Genomic DNA, 17,874 nt, shown 5'->3' on the forward strand with positions numbered 1-17,874 from the left:
AAAAAAATCATTTGTCCATTCGGGCGCGCGACCGTGTGTCCGAGCCGAGTTCTAGATAAAGGGGTAGCCCTCCTATGTATGCGATCGTCAAGACCGGCGGCAAGCAGTACAAGGTTGCCGAAGGTGACCTCGTCAAGGTCGAGAAGATCGAGGGTGAGCCAGGTTCTTCCGTGGCTCTCACCCCGGTTCTGCTCGTCGATGGCGCCGATGTAACTACTGATGCTGCCAAGCTTTCCAAGATCAGCGTCAACACCGAGATCGTCGAGCACACCAAGGGCCCGAAGATCAAGATCCTGAAGTACAAGAACAAGACCGGTTACAAGAAGCGCCAGGGCCACCGTCAGCCACTGACCGTTCTCAAGGTAACGGGCATCAAATAAGCCGGCAGGCTTTTAGCTTTCCTGAAGGAGGGAAACCAAATGGCACATAAGAAGGGTGCATCCTCGACCTCTAACGGTCGCGATTCCGAGGCAAAGCGTCTCGGCGTCAAGCGCTTCGGTGGTCAGCAGGTCAAGGCCGGCGAGATCCTCATTCGTCAGCGCGGAACCAAGTTCCACCCAGGCGAGAACGTTGGCCGTGGCGGCGACGATTCTTTGTTCGCTCTCAAGGCTGGCGCAGTCCAGTTCTCCACCAAGCGCAACCGTCGCATGGTGAACATTGTTCCAGCTGAGGCTGTAGAAGCTTAAGCTTGACATCGCTAGAACCCGCACTCCATGTGAGTGCGGGTTTTCGCTTATCCGTGGCAACTGGCGTCAGAGTGCTGCCTGGCATTAGCCTTTCCGGCTGGTGGTTGGCTACAATCAATCGATTGCTCGAAGGCACAGTAGAATTGGGCACTATTGACGTCGAGAAGCGCGCCCTAGATTGAAGGAACCCCCATGAACCGATTTGTTGACCGCGTGGTCCTGCACCTGATGGCTGGCGACGGCGGTAACGGGTGCGCCTCGATCCACCGCGAGAAATTCAAGCCGCTTGGCGGCCCCGACGGCGGTAACGGCGGTCACGGTGGCGACATCGTCCTCGAGGCCTCCGCGCAAGTTCACACCCTGCTGGACTTGCACTACCGGCCGCACATCAAGGCACAGCGCGGCACTAATGGCGCCGGTGACCACCGCAATGGTGCGCGCGGAGAAGACCTCGTGCTGGAGGTCCCAGCAGGTACTGTGGTGATGAATGACAAGGGTGAGGTCATGGCAGACCTAACCGCGGTAGGCATGCGCTACATCGCTGCTGAAGGCGGCCACGGTGGCCTGGGTAACGCCTCGCTGGCCAGTCGCGCCCGCAAGGCGCCGGGCTTCGCGCTGAAGGGCGAGCCAGGCGAGCAACACGATGTGACCCTGGAACTTAAGTCCATGGCGGATGTCGGTTTGCTCGGTTTCCCCAGCGCCGGCAAGTCCAGTCTGATCTCTGTCATCTCTGCTGCGAAGCCCAAGATCGGCGACTACCCGTTTACCACCCTCGCGCCAAACCTTGGTGTGGTGGAAGTGGGCCATGAGACCTTCACCATTGCAGACGTGCCAGGCCTAATTCCTGGCGCTTCCGAGGGCAAGGGTCTTGGTCTGGACTTCCTCCGCCATATTGAGCGCACCGCAGTTCTGGCACATATCGTTGACACTGCCACGATGGATCCTGGTCGTGACCCGATCAGCGATATTGAGGCGCTGGAAAACGAGCTGGCCTTGTACGAATCCGAGCTCAGCCACGATGTTGGGCTCGGAGACCTCAAAGATCGTCCGCGAATTGTCGTGCTGAACAAGACCGACGTCCCAGAGGCGCTGGAGCTGGCTGAGTTCCTCAAATCCGACATCGAAGAGAAGTTCGGCTGGCCGGTGTTCATCATCTCCGCTGCCGCCTACCAGGGGCTGGAACCGCTGAAGTTCAAACTGTTGGAAATCGTGCAGCAGCACCGCAAGGTCAATCCGAAGGCCAAGGCGGAGGTCCGTACGATCATCCGGCCACAGGCTGTGGATGCGGTCAAGAACAAGCTGGGCTTCGTGGTGGAACAAGACCCAGGGTTCGAGGGCGCTTTTGTGGTCCGCGGCGAAAAGCCGGAACGTTGGATTCGCCAAACTGACTTCGAGAACGATGAAGCAGTCGGCTACCTTGCTGACCGTTTGGCGCGTGCCGGGGTGGAAGACGCATTGTTCAAGGCCGGCGCAAGCGAAGGCGCGCAGGTAACCATCGGCGATGTCACCTTCGAATGGGAGCCAATGACCGCTGCTGGTGCTGACTCCCTGATGACAGGGCGAGGCACCGACGTTCGACTGGAAAAGACCGAGCGTATCTCCGCCGCCGAGCGTAAGCGCGCCTCCCAGGCTCGTCGTGGCCTTATCGACGAACTGGATTATGGCGATGGCGAAGTTGCCGACCGAGAGCGTTGGCAGGGCTAATAACAGCTCCATCAACACTCTTTGTCGAAAAAATAACGGCCCCTCAAATTTGAGGGGCCGTTTCGCGTCCATCAGTACGGTGGAAAGCACAGCAACTTTAGGAGGATTCGATGACTCGAGTAAGCCAGGAAGCTACTGTTGACCCGCGCGAATTGCACCCTCGGATCTCTCCACCCAAGCAAACTCAGCCGGAGCCAGGGCTAGATGCGCAGCTGCAGCCCATGGCTGACATCGGGGTGGAAAGTTACGTCGGAAGCGGACGGCTACACGGCAAGAAGGCATTGATCACTGGTGGTGATTCCGGAATCGGTGCCGCCGTAGCTATCGCATATGCCCGTGAAGGTGCCGACATCGCACTGGCGTATTTGCCAGCTGAACAAGAAGATGCCGAGCGAGTTATTAAAGCAATTGAGGAGACTGGGCGCCAGGCAGTGCCGCTGCCAGGTGACTTCCTCGATCCGAATTATTGCCGTTTGCTTGTCGATGACGCCGTGAAGACATTGGGTGGACTCGACATCTTGGTCAATAATGCCAGTCGCCAAGTGTGGAATGAAGGCCTAGCAAGCATCTCTGATGAGAGCTTTGACCGCACGATGAAGGTCAACCTTTATGGCACCTTCTATGTCACAAAGCAAGCTCTGAAGTATATGAAGCCGGGTGCCTCCATTATCTTCAGTTCTTCCGTGCAGGCGTACTCGCCATCGAACACCCTGCTCGATTATGCGATGACTAAGGCAGCAATGAATAATCTGTCCAAGGGTTTGGCTACGGAACTGACACCGAAGGGCATTCGCGTCAACGCGGTAGCACCTGGCCCGGTGTGGACCCCACTTCAGCCCTCACACGGTCAGCCACAAGAGAAGATCACTTCCTTCGGCCAACATTCTGGTTTAGGCAGGGCAGGGCAGCCGGTCGAGATGGCTGGTCCCTATGTTTTCCTCGCCAGCGATGAGGCGTCTTTCGTCTCCGGTGAAACGCTCGGTGCAACGGGTGGGGATCCAACCCCATAGCCCCGCAGCAGCGTGCGGGCGACTATATTTACTTCCATGTCCACCCTCCCGCTCAAGCCTTTCACCGCCGATTCGACCCCGGAAGCAACCTTCCCCGTGGCCGAGCCTGGAGGGCCTGCTTTTGGGCACCATTCGAGCGTGCGGGAGCAGATCTCGCGCGCCAAGCGCATTGTGGTCAAGATTGGCTCGAGTAGCCTGACGGACGAGAATTTCACTGTGCAGCCGGCGCAGATCAATAAGCTGGTTGATGCTATCCAAGCTCGCATGGCGCGTAACACTGATGTCATTGTTGTCAGCTCTGGCGCTATTGCCGCGGGGATGGCCCCCCTCGGCCTGCCGCACCGCCCGAGTGATCTTGCCACCCGTCAGGCGGCGGCCGCGGTCGGCCAGGTTTACCTTGCGCACCAGTGGGGAGTCAGCTTCGCTCGTTATGGTCGGGCGGTGGGTCAGGTGCTGCTCACTGCGAGTGACGCTGGGCAGCGTGACCGGGCTCGTAACGCACAGAACACCATTGATCGCTTGCGCCAGCTGCGCGCAGTGCCGATCATCAATGAGAACGACACAGTAGCCACCACTGAGGTGCGGTTCGGTGACAATGACCGTTTGGCTGCGATCGTGGCAAACCTCGTGAGCGCGGATGCGCTGGTGCTGCTGAGCGACGTCGATGGCCTCTATGACAAGAACCCGGTGGACCCGACTGCGCGTTTCATCTCCGAGGTGCGTGACGGCAATGATCTCAAAGGAGTGATCGCCGGCTCTGGGGGCGTGGTGGGCACTGGTGGCATGGCCACCAAAGTGTCGGCTGCCCGGCTTGCTTGCCGCGGTGGGATCCCAGTGCTGCTTACCAGCGCGGACAACATTGGTCCGGCGCTGGATCGCGCTGAGGTGGGCACGGTGTTCCACCCCAAGGACAATGGAATCAGTGCCTGGAAATTCTGGGCCCTTTACGCGGCAGATGTTGCGGGGACGTTGAAGATCGATGCTGGTGCTGTGAGTGCAGTGACGGCCGGAGGTAACTCGCTGTTGGCGGTGGGTATCACCGAAATTGACGGGGATTTCCACTCCGGCGAGATCGTAGAAATCCTTGGGCCTGAAGGAGAAATTATTGGGCGTGGGGAAGTGGCCTTTGACTCTCGCACGCTACGGCCGATGCTCGGAAAACACAGCGATGAGCTGCCGGAGGGTATGCAACGGCCGGTGGTACACGCGGACTACCTGTCCAACTTTGCTACTCGCGCGTAGCCTGGGGGGCATGAAATTTTCGATTACCCCGCATCGCTGGTCCACCGTCATCGATTACCTCAGTGAGAACGGTTATGAAGAAACCGAGCTCGGCGAGGCTGATTTCTTGGTCTTCAACGGGACCCCGGAAGAATTCCCGGAGCTGCCGGAAAATATCCGCTGGGTGCAGATTTGCCTAGCCGGTATCGACGGCTTTGAAGCCGCAGGAATCTTGACCTCGGATCGGCGGTGGGCAAACGCCCGGGGCATCTTTGCCACCACCGTCGCGGAATCGGCAGTAGCGTTGCTCCTCGCCCAGTTGCATGCGCACAAACAGTGCACCTCCTGGGATGCGCGTGCAGCAGCAGAGGACGCTACCGGCTGGCTCCACGATAAGACCGTGGCCATCGTCGGAGCGGGTGGTATTGGAACGGAGCTCATCCCAATGCTGCATGGCTTTGGCTGCCGCGTCATCGCAGTCAATCGTTCCGGCCGTCCGGTACCGGGGGCAGATGAGACAACAACGGAGGCTGCGTGGTCGCGGGCAGACTATTTCATTGTGGCCGCGCCTCTCACAGCTGAAACTCATCACATGGTGGATGCACAGGTTCTCGCCGAGATGCCGCCGCATGCGGTGGTTGTGAACGTGGGGCGCGGACCGCTCATTGATACCGATGCGCTCACACACGCCCTGGAAACCGGGCAGATCGCGGGCGCTGCTTTGGATGTAACCGAACCAGAGCCATTGCCAGCGGAACACCCGCTGTGGGCCATGCCAAACGTAGTGATCACGCCGCATATTGCTAATACCAGCGAGCGGATCCAAGCCTTGATGCCGAAGGCGATCCTGGCTAATGCCCAGGCTTTCGCCGCAGGGGAGAAGATGCCTACAGAAGTGACTCCGGGGCAGGGATACTGAGCTAAAATAGTCCAGCATGACTGCTGATTTGGGATCGAATTCTGCCGAACGGGACGAGGTGTTGGCCAAGGCTCGCGCAGCTAAGGCGATCGCTGGGGTCCTCGCACGGCTCACCTCTGACCAGAAGAACGTGATCCTGCGCGCCGCGGCGGATCGCCTGGAGGAGCGTACCCTGGAGATTCTCCGGGCAAATCAGCTTGACATCGATGCCGGCAGAGTCGCAGGAATGGCGGAGTCCCTCATTGACCGCCTTGCGCTGTCGGAAGAACGCATTGCTGGTATCGCCGGTGGGTTGCGCCAAGTTGCGGATCTGAAAGATCCGGTAGGCCAGGTGCTGCAGGGTGCGACGATGCCTAACGGTATCCAGATGAAACAGGTGCGCGTGCCGCTTGGTGTGATGGGCATGGTGTACGAGGCACGCCCCAACGTTACTGTTGACGCTTTCGGGCTGGCGCTCAAATCTGGCAACGTAGCGCTGCTCCGCGGTTCTAAGACGGCGCGTAACTCCAACGCTTTCTTGGTGTCGGTGCTGCAGGAAGTGCTGCTTGAGCATGGGCTGCCTGCCGAATCCGTGCAGTTGCTGCCTTGTGAGACTCACGGCAGCGTGCAAGATCTGATTACGGCTCGTGGCCTGGTGGACGTGGTGATTCCGCGTGGTGGAGCTGGGCTGATTAACGCTGTGGTCATGGGCGCAACTGTCCCTACGATCGAGACCGGTACTGGCAATTGCCACGTCTATATTGACCGCGACGCTGATTTGGAGCTAGGCATCGCGATTCTGCTCAATTCCAAGACGCGCCGTGTTAGCGTGTGCAATGCGGCCGAGACGGTGCTTATCGATTCTGCCCTGCCCGCTGCCGATCAAACACGTATCATCACCGCGCTGCAGGACGCCGGGGTGCGGGTACACGGGGACGTCGAAAAGCTCGGCGCAGATGTGGCCGCCACCGAGGTTGACTTCAGCGACGAGTACCTGTCCATGGATATCGCTGCCGCGCTTGTCGACGGCGTGGACGGCGCCATCGCTCACATCGCCCGCTACTCCACGGGCCATACGGAGGCCATCGCGACGAACAACATCCGTACTGCTCAGCTCTTTTGCGATGCTGTGGATTCCGCCGCGGTGATGGTCAACGCCTCCACTGCGTTTACGGATGGCGAGCAGTATGGCATGGGCGCGGAGATCGGCATTTCTACCCAGAAACTCCATGCGCGTGGTCCGATGGCTCTGCCGGAGCTCACCTCCACCAAATGGATTCTGCAGGGCACTGGGCAGACTCGACCCTAGTCCACAGACTAAAGTTGTCCGTTATGGGACAACCGAATCACATCTCGCCGAAGCGCATCGGCATCATGGGCGGCACTTTCGACCCGATCCATAACGGTCACTTAGTTGCGGGCTCGGAGGTAGCCTCCCGCTACGACCTAGACCTGGTTATCTTTGTGCCCACCGGGCAGCCATGGCAGAAGGCGGACCGGAAGGTGTCCTCGGCGGAGGATCGCTACCTGATGACAGTGATCGCTACGGCCTCCAATCCGTCGTTCGCGGTCTCGCGGGTGGATATTGAGCGGGAGGGGCCAACATACACCATCGATACCCTCAATGATCTGCGCGCGGAGTACCCGGATGCAGAGTTGTACTTCATCACTGGCGCGGACGCCCTGGCACAGATCGTCACGTGGCGTGACTGGCCCTCCATGTTTGAGCTCGCGCACTTCGTCGGTGTGACCCGTCCTGGTTACGAACTGACCTCCTCCATTGACCCCGCTATCCATAAGGGACGCGTGACTTTGCTGGAGATTCCAGCCATGGCGATCTCCTCCACGGATTGCCGGGAGAGGGCCGCCGCAGGGCGCCCGGTTTGGTACCTCGTACCGGATGGTGTGGTGCAGTTCATCAACAAAACTGGGTTGTATTCTTAAGATTGCCCCGTCAACTAGCCTAAACTGCCCCAAACGTGGGAAACTATGGTGTTAGTAGTAAGACTCAACAATCTCAAAGGACTTTCGTGACTGCATCTCAAGATTCGATTCGATTCGCCACCATCGCTGCCCACGCTGCGAGTGAAAAGCTGGCTGAGGAAATCGCCGTCATCGACGTTTCCGAGGTGTTGACCATTACGGACGTGTTCGTGATCGCTTCTGCCAGCACTGAGCGTCAGGTCAATTCCATCGTGGAGGAGATTGAAGACAAGCTCACCGAAGCCGGTACAGATCCGATCCGCCGCGAGGGAGCACGTGAAGGACGTTGGGCGCTGTTGGATTACGGCGAGTTCGTGGTCCACGTGTTCCGCGAGCAGGAGCGCGAATTCTATGCTCTTGATCGCCTGTGGCGTGACTGCCCGCTGATCGCCATCGACGGCATCGAGACCCCGCAGCGCCCGCAGGCATGGGCGAGCGATGTTAACGAGCGTGAAGTAAGCTCCATCGACGAGATTCCGCTGGCTGAGCAAGAGCCGGAAGACGAGCTGTGACTCGCCAGCTGATCCTGATGCGACACGGGGAGACGTTTTATAACGCCACCCGTCGGATGCAAGGGCAGATGGACACCGAGCTATCTGAAGTGGGAGTTCAGCAGGCCCAGAATGCGGCTGATTTTCTCGCAGACATCAAGATCGGCAGGATCGTCTCCAGCGACCTAGAGCGGGCGCAGGAGACAGCGAAGGCGGTAGCGCAGCGGGTGGGGGTTGCTGTGGGCGTCGATAAGCGCCTGCGGGAAACCCACCTCGGCCAGTGGCAGGGGATGAGCCACGAGGAAGTTGATGCACAGTTCCCCGGTGCGCGTGCGCTGTGGCGTCACGACGCCAGTTGGGCACCGCCTAAGGGTGAGTCGCGGCTCGAGGTTGCGCAGCGTGCTCGTGCGGTTATCGACGAACAGATGCGTGATTTCTCGGAGTGGGATGATTCCACAGTCGTTGTGGTCGCTCACGGTGGGACGATCGCAGCACTGACCTCCTCTTTGCTGGGTTTTAGCCCGGAGCAATATCCGATCTTTTCCGGACTGAAGAATACGTGTTGGGCGCAGTTGACTGCCCGCCCGCGCTACTTCCAGGGCAGCCCGGATGCCGACGGCGAAGGCGATCCCATTATTCCGCAGGCGCGCTTTACCGCCGAAAATGTCGACGACGCACAGTGGTACCTAGACGGGTGGAACATGTCTGCGCCAAAGCGAGGCATGTAAATGCCGGTTCGGATCGTTACGGATTCCTCAGCGGGGTTGCCTGCTGACATTGTTGAGGAACTCGATATCACCGTTGTGCCCTTGCACGTGATGAGTCGTGGCGGTGCCACCTCTACCGCCGGTCTCAGCGCGCTGGAGCTGACTGCAGCGTATGCGCGCCAGCTGGAACGTGGGCATGATGAGGGCGTTTTAGCTTTGCATCTGTCTAAGGAGCTTTCTTCGACGTGGTCAAACGCGACTGCGGCGGCAGCGGTATTTGATGACACCGTGCGAGTGGTGGATACGAATTCGGCCGGGATGGCGGTTGGCGCTGCGGCGATGGCGGCCGCTCGCTTGGCCAAGCAAGGCGCCGATTTGGAACGCTGCTATGAAGCGGCAGTAAACACTCTTGAGCGTGCGGACCTTTTCCTGTACTTGCACCGGATCGAGGACATGCGTAAGTCTGGCAGGCTCTCGCCCGCGACTGCGTTGATGTCCTCGGCGCTGGCGACGCGCCCGATCATGACGATCCGCGGCGGCAAAGTTGAGCTGGCGGCGAAGACGCGCACCCAGACCAAGGCCTTCATCAAACTGGTGGAGATGATCGCGGAAAAGGCTGGTGGCAAGCCGGTTTTCATCGCGATTCAGCAGACTGAGGCTCGTGAGGCCGCGAAGGCACTGCTGAAGACGATGCAGGCGGTATTGGCTGAGGGGACCTCTTATCTGACATCAGAGTTGGATGATGCGATCGGCGCCCACGTTGGCCCGGGGGCATTGGCGGTTTCCGTGGTGTATTCCGCGCAGCCGGAGGGCTAGCGGCGAGATTTCTCACACCTTGGGTGTAATAAATTAGGTTAGGCTAAGCTCATATCCTGTTTCTCCGAGCTTAAGGATGCCCATGGCTCCCAACCACAACCTACACTCATCATCTGCTCATCTAGGGCTGGCTGAATCCCTTCCTGTCGTCGCAGAATCCACCACGTCACGAGTGCTCATTAGCAACAGCATGATGCGCGTCGTCCAGTTCACCTTCGACACCGGACAGCTCCTCAGCCAGCACAGTACGCCCCGGGCGGTGTCATGCCTACTAAACGAGGGGCGCATGCTGTGGACTCTGGGGACAGAAGAGTTAACCATGAGCGCGGGCGACGTTATCTATCTAGCGCCCGGACAGCCACACGCGCTCGTGGCCGAAGAACCCTCGCGACTGACACTGACCATGGTGGAAGTTGACTCTGGGGAAGGGGAATCAGCATGAGTGAGATGACTCGTCAGGCACCGGAAGAAAAGCGCCTCCAGGGGCACTGGCTGCTGGCAAAGCTCGGTAAACGGGTACTACGACCAGGTGGTCGTGAGCTCACGCAACGGATGCTCACTGCTGCCGGACCACGCGCCGGGGATCGAATCATAGAGTTCGGTCCAGGCGTCGGGGCTACCGCAAAATTGCTGTTGGCTACACACCCAGCGAGCTGGATTGGAGTGGATCCCAATCCGGACGCACCTAAAGTATTGGGGCACCTGCTAGGTGGCACCGTACCCACAGAGCTCGTCGCTGCTGACGCTGCCACCACAGGTCTGCCGAGTGGGGAAGCAGACTTCGTCATCGGTGAGGCGATGCTCACCATGCAAAGTCAAACAGACAAGGCGCGAGTGGTGGCGGAAGCTACCCGATTGCTCGCCCCAGGCGGACGCTATGCCATTCATGAACTGTCTCGCACCGGGGTGGAGACAGAAGCTCGACCACGCGACGCGGTAGAAAAGGACCTATCCCGCACGATCAAGGTGGGCGCTCGGCCGCTGCCGGTAGCGCACTGGATAGCGCTGCTGGAAGAGGCCGGACTGGAGGTGGAGTGGCAAGGCGAAGCACCCATGCGTTTGCTCGAGCCTTCTCGTCTGATTTCCGATGAAGGGATGCTCGGGGCAGCGCGTTTCGGGTTTAATCTGCTGCGTAACCGGCCTGCCCGGGAGCGGGTGCTCGCGATGCGAGCCGAATTTCGGAAGCATGCTGATGAACTCGGAGCCATCGCGTTGGTGGCCCGCAAGCCCGCCTAAGTTTATCCACATCCCAGTAGCTATCCACAGGCTGGCTGGGGCGCTCTGCGCATGAAAGTGCCGGTTGCGGCTAACTTGAGCGCCATGAAGCTCTCCGAACGTGTCGCAGATCTGACCCGACCAACCGGCGAGGAAGACCTCCTCGCGGTGCACTATCCGAAGCCACGATTTATGATTTCCCCGCGTCATGGCATGTGGGTGGCGCTAGTGTGTGTCATCGGGCTGGCAGCGTGGTTCTTCCTGCGCCAACCAACCTCGCCCGGGTACTCATATGCCCCCGCCTCCGTATCTGCAGCGCCGACTTCAGAGACGATGGCGGTGGTCAGTGTCGTCGGTGCGGTTTCTGCGCCGGGATTGGTCACGCTAACGCCCGGCGCGCGTATCGACGACGCCCTGCAGGCAGCGCAGCCGCTGCCGGAGGCGGATCTGGCCAGCCTGAATCTCGCGGAAAAGCTCAGTGATGGCAAGCAGATCCAGGTCCCTGTGGTTGGTGCAGCACCCGTCCAGGCTGCTAGCGAGCCGGGGAAAGTCTCACTGAATTCCGCGACGGCCGCCGAGCTAGAGTCCTTGGACGGGGTCGGGGCGAAAACCGCAGCGGCGATCATCGCGCATCGGGAGCAGATAGGCGGATTCTCCGCTATCGAACAGTTGCAAGAGGTCAAAGGGATTGGGCCGGCGAAGTTCGCGGCGATTTCCCCCGAGGTGACCCTGTGAACCCATGAGGGAGCTTCGTCTGGTTCCGGCAGCGCTGCTGGTGTGGGCGATTGTGCTGGCCACCGTAGTAACTCGGGAGGCGTGGCTGGGCTTGGGCCTCTTGGCAGTGGCAGCCCTGTCCATGCTGAAATTCCCGGGGCCCGGGCTGACGGCGCTGTCCCTGGGGGTGGCTGGCTTATCGACGTCCCTGGTTCGCATCCACACCGCGCCTGCCGCTTTCCCGGCTGCGGTGTTGGCGCGCATAGAGACGAGCCCGACGATGACCAAAACTGGTGGGTGGATTACCACGCTGTCCGTCGATGGCGCCACGGTCCGAGCATTTCTTAAACAACAACCGCCCCCGCTTGGAACCAGTGTGGTGGCGCAGGTAACTAGCGGCCCCGCCGACAGGCCAGGTGTAACTCCGGTGGTGCTGAACATTAGCGAGCTTGAGGTAGTGGCGCCACCGCGGGGCTTCGATGCCTGGGCTGCGAGCGTCAAAGCCGATTTTGTTGTAGCCTGCGCCAAGCACCTTGGACCAGCATCGGAGGGGTTGTTGCCGGGCATGGTGCTGGGAGATACCTCGGCGCAAAGCCTGGAAGAAAAGCAGTTGTTTCTGGACACGGATCTGTCTCATTTGACAGCGGTCAGTGGATCCAACATCACGATCTTGACCGTGGCGGCTGTGTTGTTGGCTAAGGCGGTGACGCTGGGCCCGCGGTATCAAGTAGGCTGCGCTGCCATCACGTTGGCGGTATTCGTTGGGTTGGTGGGCTTTGAGCCATCGGTGCTCCGCGCTTCGGTCACGGGGATCGTCGGCTTGCTGGCTGTACTGGGCTCGGCGCAAGCCGAACCCGCGCATGGCCTCAGTCTCGCGGTGATCGCGCTGCTACTTTATGATAGTGACCTCGCCGTCTCCTACGGCTTTGCACTTTCCGTGGCTGCCACCGCCGGCCTCATCGCGTTGTCGCCTTTGCTGTATCGCGCATTAGCGCGGCACCCGTTGGGCAGACGCGTGCCTGACATTGTTTTGCGCGCCCTCGCGGTGGCAATTGCTGCTGATCTGGTGACGATGCCTCTCGTTGCGGCGATGACGGGCAGGGTGGTGTTGGCGTCGATAATCGCAAACGTCCTAGTGGCGGCGGCGGTTGCTCCCGTCACGATTCTCGGACTGTTGGCAGTGCTACTGCCCGCTCCGCTTGAAATGCTGCTGTTGCGGCTTGCCGAGCCATTTACCTGGTGGATTGCTACGGTGGCGCGCGCCGTGGCAGGCATGCCGAAGCTGCAGCTGGGCGCCGCTTGGGCTCTGCTATTTGCGGGGTGGCTGGTGTGGTTGATCCACAAGAAGTGGGCGCATTACCTGCTGGCGGGACTCGTTTTGGCGATTCCGGAGCCCCGCGCAGCAGAGACCAATCTAGAAAGCGTCATTCAGCTAGAGACGATCCCCAAGGACTATCGCGCGCCACCTGGGGTGCAGGCGATCATCGTGCTGGAACCAGGGAAACCGAGTAAGCGGCCACATGTGACTCAGGACGGGGTGCCGATCCTCTATCCGAATCGGGACGGGCCTGTCCGCGTGTTACGTGATGGGACGCAACACGCACACCGCGGGCATTTCTAGCTACGATGAACTGGTGATCAATCCCGTGCACCTCATTCTCGGCGAAGAAGACTTCCTCGCCGAGCGTCAGCAGAAGAACATCCTGGATCAGCTGCGCGTAGAGCTTCCCGCAGGCGAGCAGCTACAGGTCACCACCATGCGCACTGGCCAGCTCACCCCGCCGGACCTGGTGGAGATGTTCAGCCCGTCGTTGTTCTCCGACAACCGCGCGCTGGTGTTCACTGATGCGGGGGAGTCCGGCAAGGAACCGCTTGATTTGCTTATCGACGCCTGTCGCGATGTCGCACCCGGCATCACCGTGATCATCCGGCACAGCGGCAAAGGTCGCGCAAAGTCGGCGGTGGACAAGCTCAAGAAGCTGGGGGAGGTCCACGAGGCTGCAAAACTTAGTGCTCGGGATCGCCAAGGGTTTGTTACCAACGAGTTCCGCAACTTAGGGGTACGTCCCACGCCTGATGTAGTCCATGCGCTGCTCGAAGGTGTCGGTTCGGATCTGCGGGAACTCGCGGCTGCAGTCAGCCAGCTTGTGGCCGATACCAACGCCCAAGTCACTGTTGCGGACGTGCGTAGGTACTACGAGGGCGTCGCTGAGGTTAGCGGATTCGACATCGCAGACCTGGCATGTTCCGGGCAGACCGCGCGGGCAGTGGGCTCTACGCGCCGGGCACTGCAGTTGGGTGTGCCACCGGTTCTCATTGCTGCCGCGCTGTCAAACTCGGTGATAGCCATCGCGCGTTCCTACGCGATTCGTGGCCGGGCCAATGACTATGAACTGGCAAAAACGCTGGGTGTGCCGCCGTTCAAGGTGAAATCTATCCTGCAGGTTGCCCGCCGGTGGAATGGTGATGCCGTCTCCGACGCGGCAATCCTCATGGCCGAGTTAGACGCGCGGGTGAAAGGTCAGGGCGGGGATATCGAGTTCGCGATCGAGAATGCCGTACGCCAAGTATCGGAGCTTGCTAACCGCTAGCTAAACTTGCGGACATGACATTGTTGAACTGTGCGGAGCGCCAGCAGGAAGAGCTAACTAACGCATGATCTGGGGACTTCTGGGGACCGTCGTTGCATTGAATCTGGCAGGCATGTTCACGCCCGGTCCAGACGTCTTCCTTCTGCTGCGCTTGGCGGCGCGCTCGCGCCCGCACGCGTTAGCAGCGGTGGGTGGCATCACCACCGGCATTGTTGTGTGGGTTTCGCTGACCGTACTGGGCGCTTCAGCATTGTTTGTGGCTAATCCGTCCATACTGGGCTGGGTACAGCTCCTAGGTGGCGCTTGGCTGCTGTGGATGGGCTTCAACATGGCCAAGTCCGGCTGGCAGCAACGCATGACCACAGTGACGCTTAGCGAGATCACGATGGATGAAATGCTCGGGACCCCGGGCCATAACTATCGACTCGGGTTAATGACCAATCTTTCCAACCCGAAAGCAGTACTGTTCTTCGCGTCCATCATGACGCCGTTTATGCCCACTGACCCGAGTTGGGGAGTTTCCCTCGCGATTATCCTGGCGATTACCCTCACTACCTTCATTGGGTTTAGCGTGCTCGTAGTCATCGTGTCGGCGGATGTGGTGCGCCGTCGCATCGTATCCGCTGGGCCGTGGATTGACTTCGTGGCAGGGCTGCTGTTCCTGGCAGTCGGCGCATGGATGGTGAAAGAGGGCTGCGCTGCGTTGCTGTAGCAGGAGATAAAAAAGCCCGCCATTCGGAGATCTTCCTTAGGAAGAACCGAATGGCGGGCTTTTTTAAAGCAGAGAAACTTAAGCCATCTTGTTCACTGCAGCAGCCATGTTGGACTTCTTGTTGGCTGCGTTGTTGCGGTGGAAGACGCCCTTGGTTACTGCCTTGTCCAGGGAGCGGGAAGCGATGCGGAGCTGAGCTTCTGCAGCAGCCTTGTCGCCAGCCACAATAGCGGCATTGAGCTTACGGATCTCGGTGCGAACTGCGGAACGTACTGCCTGGTTGCGCTGACGAGCCTTTTCGTTCGTCTTGATGCGCTTCATCTGAGACTTGATGTTTGCCATCGTAAATACCTCTTGAAAGTAGGAAACTATTGAACTGTTTCCACTAGAAACCTGCGTGCTGAGGCGGACCCAAGGTCCTGACCGCCTGTTAACGCCCACAGGTGAAAAGTGAACAACACGCAAACTTTAGCACTCACGCGCGCGGAATAGAAATCAGCCCCAGTGATAATCAGTCCGGAGTTTGGTGGCGATGCGCTCAAATCGACGGCGGGGCACCACCGTACCCTCGCGTCGAATAGCGAGTTCTGGCACCTCGATCACCTTATCGAGGCGGAGCCAGCAAGGGGCGCCACTCGAATCCCAGGAACCGGAACCGATGTCCATCCACCCCTTCTTCTTGGCATGATCCGAGTTGGCGCTGATCAGCAGGCCAAGAATGGTCTCCAGGCCGTGGCCGACCACGAGCAGTGCGCGATCTTGGGCCGCGGACTCGTCGTCGGTGCTGATTTTGATCCACACCACCTCGCCAGGTTCGGCGTGTCCATCCATGTCGGGGGCGTAGTAGATATTGCGCACCATCTGTTCAGTGGGGTGCACGTTGCAGACAGCTTCCACACGCTCGGTGTCCGTGCCGTCAGGGTCTTGCTGCAATCCCAACCGGTTACCGATCCGGTCTAGGCCGCGGTCCAAGCGGGAGCGCCGCGCCTCTGCGCGGGCGGCGACGAAAGAGCGAAGACTGTCTCTAAAGCGGGCGGACCAAGTGGTGGATACTTCTTCTCCTGCCATGGTTCACCACATTACCTGCCCCAAGCTGGCAGTGGGCTGAGATTCTGAATGAGTGATGCCTAGTTTGCGCGCTGTCGCGCGAACCCCTTTTGCCGAGTGTCCCAGGTGGCTGATATTGAAAATCGACGACATCCTGGAAAGTTCGGCAAAAGGGGTTCCGGGATTGTGGATAGACAGGCATTATTCACATCCAGCTCCGCCCCTGAGCCACAGCAAGTAGCCCTTCACACTAGGGTCAACGGCATGTCTTTGTGGGGGAATGGCATTGCGGTGCAGGATCGACGCGCGATCTCTGCAGCTGATCAGCAGTATTACGAGGAAGAGTTTCGTGGCAATTGGGTACAGCTTCATGGCAGCTTCTATATATGGCGCGAACACTATGATGCGCTCAAGGAGTGGGAACGCCATCGATTGAAGGTGCTTGCCGTCGGCAAGCAGGCGCATCGGGCGGTGGTGGTAGGTCGAGCCGCGGCGGTGCTGTGGGGCTTCGGGGTACTTGAGGCTAGTTTCCCTATCGAGCTGGCATATCCCGGATCGGGCAGGCCACCGCCGCGCAGAAAATGGGCCCCGGGCATCCGCTATCGGACGATGTACCTACCTCGCGCGGAAATCCTGGAAGGCAAAGGGGTTGCGTACACCTCGGCGGCCAGAACCGTGGTGGACACGTGCAGGTGGGGCAGCTTCGCCGACGGGATCGTCGTCGCGGAAAGCTATCTCCGTGCAGGGTACCGGAAGTCAGAATTGTGGCGAGTGCTGCGCGGGATTGGCCGGGGCCATGGGGTGGCGAAAGCGCGCCGGGTCCTGTCGCATGCAACCGGGAAATCGGAATCTGTTGCGGAAAGCTTGGCAAAATCCCAGATCATTGAGGCAGGGGTAGACACGCGCAGTGTGGTTCAAAATGCCGAAATGGTGGTGGGCCGGCGTGGACGACGCGCGGACTTCATTATCGACGGCTGGCTGGTCATTGAAGTCGACGGGGAAATCAAATATGACGGCACGTACGGTGACCCCGCGTTCGTAATCAAGTTAGAGCGCGAGCGTGAGCGCGACTTCTTGAATGCGGGCTACACGTTGTATCGGGTGAAGTGGCGCGATTTGTGTGATGGTTCATTCATTTCAGGACTACGGAGGTTACTGGAGCGCGGGCCGCGCTGAATTTGGTGAACCCCTTTGGGTGAACATTCCTGGATGTCACTAGTTTTCAATAGCCGTGTCCTGGAAAGTTCGGCAAAAGGGGTTCGCGCGGGACAAGAACAGCGCGGGACGGGAAGGCGCAGGGACTCGCTAAGGCCTGGGGCGTCCCTCGTACCAAAATGGTACGAACGTGATGTTCTTGGAGTTCATTCCGAGTGATTTGATGCCGAAGGCGCGCGCTGCCTTTACTAGTCGATCCTCTCCGCTGGCCCACAGTTTTGTGGTGTCGGTGAGTGACCAGTCGGAAAGGACGTCGTTAAGCGTGCTCGGTGCTTCGGCTGGCGGGGCGACGTGGACGGCGAGGTTGCGTAGGGGGAGCCGCTCTAATGCGTCCAGCTCGATGTCTTCTAATGAAGGGGTTACTACGAGGGCTGAGGTGCTTGCGAGGGAGTCGAGTTGGTCCAGGATGGACAGTAGGGCGGGTGTGCCGGTAGCATCCGCGACCAATACCTGTGGTCCGGCGGTGGGCTGCCAGAGTGCTTGGCAGATCCAGAAACCGCAGGTGTCGCCGACGCTAGCGGTGGAGGTCCAGTGGGAGCCGGGGCCGGGGGCGTCTTGGTGGAGTACAACGTCGAAGTCGAGCAGCCCCTGTACTGGGTCGACCGAGCGGATGGTGTACCAGCGCAGCCCGGGGCGAATGTCTGCAGGGAGGGCGGCGACGCTTGCGCGGATGTTGGGTTCGCTGCTGGGGAATGGCGTGAATTCTTGGCCGGGTTGGGGCATGAGGAGGCCGAAGAATTCGTCGGGGCCGTCGAGCTTATAGCCGAAGAATCCGGGGGAGTGGAGGGTGATTCTGCGCAGGTTGGGCGCTATGTCTGCGGTCGCTGCTACGGTGCAGCAAAGTAGTCGGTTTGACACAATTTC

General features: G+C 59.8%; 21 protein-coding genes. 18 read left to right on the forward strand and 3 right to left on the reverse strand.

Going from position 1 to position 17,874, the window contains the following annotated elements; translation table 11 throughout:
* The first annotated feature begins 74 nt into the window (after window positions 1-74).
* The 17 genes from rplU (at window position 75) to WG936_RS06275 (ending at window position 14,748) form a co-directional block, all read left to right on the forward strand.
* Entirely contained in the window at window positions 75-380 is a 306-nt protein-coding gene (gene rplU, locus WG936_RS06195) for a 50S ribosomal protein L21 (protein ID WP_339564909.1), read from the forward strand.
* Window positions 381-419: 39 nt separating this feature from the next.
* Window positions 420-686, forward strand: a complete 267-nt coding sequence (gene rpmA, locus WG936_RS06200; RefSeq protein WP_339564908.1) for a 50S ribosomal protein L27 — start codon at window positions 420-422, stop codon at window positions 684-686.
* A 192-nt stretch (window positions 687-878) separates the two neighbouring features.
* The gene (gene obgE / locus WG936_RS06205) at window positions 879-2,390 is read left to right on the forward strand and encodes a GTPase ObgE (RefSeq protein WP_339564907.1); all 1,512 of its coding nucleotides are present in this window, start codon (window positions 879-881) and stop codon (window positions 2,388-2,390) included.
* A 110-nt stretch (window positions 2,391-2,500) separates the two neighbouring features.
* Window positions 2,501-3,400 carry an SDR family oxidoreductase gene (locus WG936_RS06210; RefSeq protein WP_339572412.1) on the forward strand — a complete coding sequence of 300 codons (900 nt, stop codon included), beginning with the start codon at window positions 2,501-2,503 and terminating at the stop codon, window positions 3,398-3,400.
* A gap of 138 nt (window positions 3,401-3,538) precedes the next feature.
* The gene (gene proB, locus WG936_RS06215; protein WP_339565011.1) at window positions 3,539-4,642 is read left to right on the forward strand and encodes a glutamate 5-kinase; all 1,104 of its coding nucleotides are present in this window, start codon (window positions 3,539-3,541) and stop codon (window positions 4,640-4,642) included.
* 10 nt (window positions 4,643-4,652) lie between these two features.
* Window positions 4,653-5,540, forward strand: coding sequence for a D-isomer specific 2-hydroxyacid dehydrogenase family protein (locus WG936_RS06220; protein ID WP_339572413.1), 888 nt, complete (start codon window positions 4,653-4,655; stop codon window positions 5,538-5,540).
* Window positions 5,541-5,556: 16 nt separating this feature from the next.
* Window positions 5,557-6,828: a glutamate-5-semialdehyde dehydrogenase gene (locus WG936_RS06225; protein ID WP_339572414.1), complete on the forward strand. Its 1,272-nt coding sequence runs from the start codon at window positions 5,557-5,559 to the stop codon at window positions 6,826-6,828.
* 23 nt (window positions 6,829-6,851) lie between these two features.
* Entirely contained in the window at window positions 6,852-7,463 is a 612-nt protein-coding gene (nadD, locus tag WG936_RS06230) for a nicotinate-nucleotide adenylyltransferase (RefSeq protein WP_339564903.1), read from the forward strand.
* Window positions 7,464-7,549: 86 nt separating this feature from the next.
* Window positions 7,550-8,014, forward strand: a complete 465-nt coding sequence (gene rsfS / locus WG936_RS06235; RefSeq protein WP_339564902.1) for a ribosome silencing factor — start codon at window positions 7,550-7,552, stop codon at window positions 8,012-8,014.
* Window positions 8,011-8,721 carry a histidine phosphatase family protein gene (locus WG936_RS06240; RefSeq protein ID WP_339564901.1) on the forward strand — a complete coding sequence of 237 codons (711 nt, stop codon included), beginning with the start codon at window positions 8,011-8,013 and terminating at the stop codon, window positions 8,719-8,721. The genes rsfS and WG936_RS06240 overlap by 4 nt, the downstream gene beginning before the upstream one ends.
* On the forward strand, window positions 8,722-9,516 hold the full coding sequence (locus tag WG936_RS06245; RefSeq protein ID WP_339564900.1) for a DegV family protein: 795 nt from the start codon (window positions 8,722-8,724) through the stop codon (window positions 9,514-9,516). It abuts the gene before it with no gap.
* Window positions 9,517-9,598: 82 nt separating this feature from the next.
* Window positions 9,599-9,958, forward strand: coding sequence for a cupin domain-containing protein (locus WG936_RS06250; protein ID WP_339564899.1), 360 nt, complete (start codon window positions 9,599-9,601; stop codon window positions 9,956-9,958).
* Complete coding sequence (locus WG936_RS06255; protein WP_339564898.1) at window positions 9,955-10,752, forward strand: class I SAM-dependent methyltransferase; 798 nt, start codon at window positions 9,955-9,957, stop codon at window positions 10,750-10,752. The genes WG936_RS06250 and WG936_RS06255 overlap by 4 nt, the downstream gene beginning before the upstream one ends.
* 84 nt (window positions 10,753-10,836) lie before the next feature.
* Window positions 10,837-11,466, forward strand: coding sequence for a ComEA family DNA-binding protein (locus WG936_RS06260; RefSeq protein ID WP_339572415.1), 630 nt, complete (start codon window positions 10,837-10,839; stop codon window positions 11,464-11,466).
* A 4-nt stretch (window positions 11,467-11,470) separates the two neighbouring features.
* Window positions 11,471-13,066: a ComEC/Rec2 family competence protein gene (locus WG936_RS06265; RefSeq protein WP_339572416.1), complete on the forward strand. Its 1,596-nt coding sequence runs from the start codon at window positions 11,471-11,473 to the stop codon at window positions 13,064-13,066.
* Window positions 13,032-14,036: a DNA polymerase III subunit delta gene (gene holA, locus WG936_RS06270; protein WP_339564895.1), complete on the forward strand. Its 1,005-nt coding sequence runs from the start codon at window positions 13,032-13,034 to the stop codon at window positions 14,034-14,036. The genes WG936_RS06265 and holA overlap by 35 nt, the downstream gene beginning before the upstream one ends.
* Window positions 14,037-14,100: 64 nt before the next feature.
* Window positions 14,101-14,748 (forward strand): LysE family translocator, encoded by a 648-nt coding sequence (locus WG936_RS06275; RefSeq protein ID WP_339564894.1) that lies wholly within the window; start codon window positions 14,101-14,103, stop codon window positions 14,746-14,748.
* 78 nt (window positions 14,749-14,826) lie between these two features.
* Here WG936_RS06275 and rpsT read toward each other — a convergent pair whose 3' ends face one another.
* Both rpsT and WG936_RS06285 read right to left on the reverse strand, forming a co-directional pair.
* Entirely contained in the window at window positions 14,827-15,090 is a 264-nt protein-coding gene (gene rpsT, locus WG936_RS06280) for a 30S ribosomal protein S20 (protein WP_339564893.1), read from the reverse strand.
* A gap of 153 nt (window positions 15,091-15,243) precedes the next feature.
* Complete coding sequence (locus WG936_RS06285) at window positions 15,244-15,816, reverse strand: type II toxin-antitoxin system PemK/MazF family toxin (protein WP_339564892.1); 573 nt, start codon at window positions 15,814-15,816, stop codon at window positions 15,244-15,246.
* 243 nt (window positions 15,817-16,059) lie between these two features.
* Between WG936_RS06285 and WG936_RS06290 the strand changes: the two genes are divergently transcribed.
* A complete protein-coding gene (locus tag WG936_RS06290; RefSeq protein ID WP_339572417.1) occupies window positions 16,060-16,971 on the forward strand; it encodes a hypothetical protein in 912 nt (303 codons plus the stop codon).
* Window positions 16,972-17,100: 129 nt separating this feature from the next.
* On the opposite strand, the gene WG936_RS06295 is transcribed toward WG936_RS06290, so the two are convergent.
* Window positions 17,101-17,868 (reverse strand): siderophore-interacting protein, encoded by a 768-nt coding sequence (locus tag WG936_RS06295; RefSeq protein WP_339572418.1) that lies wholly within the window; start codon window positions 17,866-17,868, stop codon window positions 17,101-17,103.
* Between the last annotated feature and the right edge of the window lie 6 nt (window positions 17,869-17,874).

Origin of the sequence: Corynebacterium sp. H127 (assembly GCF_037482665.1) — a bacterium.
GTDB lineage: Bacteria > Actinomycetota > Actinomycetes > Mycobacteriales > Mycobacteriaceae > Corynebacterium.

Coding starts and splice junctions, on each gene's coding strand:
- rplU (WP_339564909.1), top strand. CDS start 75: ATGTATGCGATCGTCAAGACCGGCGGCAAGCAGTACAAGGTTGCCGAA.
- rpmA (WP_339564908.1), top strand. CDS start 420: ATGGCACATAAGAAGGGTGCATCCTCGACCTCTAACGGTCGCGATTCC.
- obgE (WP_339564907.1), top strand. CDS start 879: ATGAACCGATTTGTTGACCGCGTGGTCCTGCACCTGATGGCTGGCGAC.
- WG936_RS06210 (WP_339572412.1), top strand. CDS start 2,501: ATGACTCGAGTAAGCCAGGAAGCTACTGTTGACCCGCGCGAATTGCAC.
- WG936_RS06220 (WP_339572413.1), top strand. CDS start 4,653: ATGAAATTTTCGATTACCCCGCATCGCTGGTCCACCGTCATCGATTAC.
- WG936_RS06225 (WP_339572414.1), top strand. CDS start 5,557: ATGACTGCTGATTTGGGATCGAATTCTGCCGAACGGGACGAGGTGTTG.
- nadD (WP_339564903.1), top strand. CDS start 6,852: ATGGGACAACCGAATCACATCTCGCCGAAGCGCATCGGCATCATGGGC.
- WG936_RS06245 (WP_339564900.1), top strand. CDS start 8,722: ATGCCGGTTCGGATCGTTACGGATTCCTCAGCGGGGTTGCCTGCTGAC.
- WG936_RS06250 (WP_339564899.1), top strand. CDS start 9,599: ATGGCTCCCAACCACAACCTACACTCATCATCTGCTCATCTAGGGCTG.
- WG936_RS06255 (WP_339564898.1), top strand. CDS start 9,955: ATGAGTGAGATGACTCGTCAGGCACCGGAAGAAAAGCGCCTCCAGGGG.
- WG936_RS06260 (WP_339572415.1), top strand. CDS start 10,837: ATGAAGCTCTCCGAACGTGTCGCAGATCTGACCCGACCAACCGGCGAG.
- WG936_RS06265 (WP_339572416.1), top strand. CDS start 11,471: ATGAGGGAGCTTCGTCTGGTTCCGGCAGCGCTGCTGGTGTGGGCGATT.
- holA (WP_339564895.1), top strand. CDS start 13,032: ATGGGACGCAACACGCACACCGCGGGCATTTCTAGCTACGATGAACTG.
- WG936_RS06275 (WP_339564894.1), top strand. CDS start 14,101: ATGATCTGGGGACTTCTGGGGACCGTCGTTGCATTGAATCTGGCAGGC.
- rpsT (WP_339564893.1), bottom strand. CDS start 15,090: ATGGCAAACATCAAGTCTCAGATGAAGCGCATCAAGACGAACGAAAAG.
- WG936_RS06285 (WP_339564892.1), bottom strand. CDS start 15,816: ATGGCAGGAGAAGAAGTATCCACCACTTGGTCCGCCCGCTTTAGAGAC.
- WG936_RS06290 (WP_339572417.1), top strand. CDS start 16,060: ATGTCTTTGTGGGGGAATGGCATTGCGGTGCAGGATCGACGCGCGATC.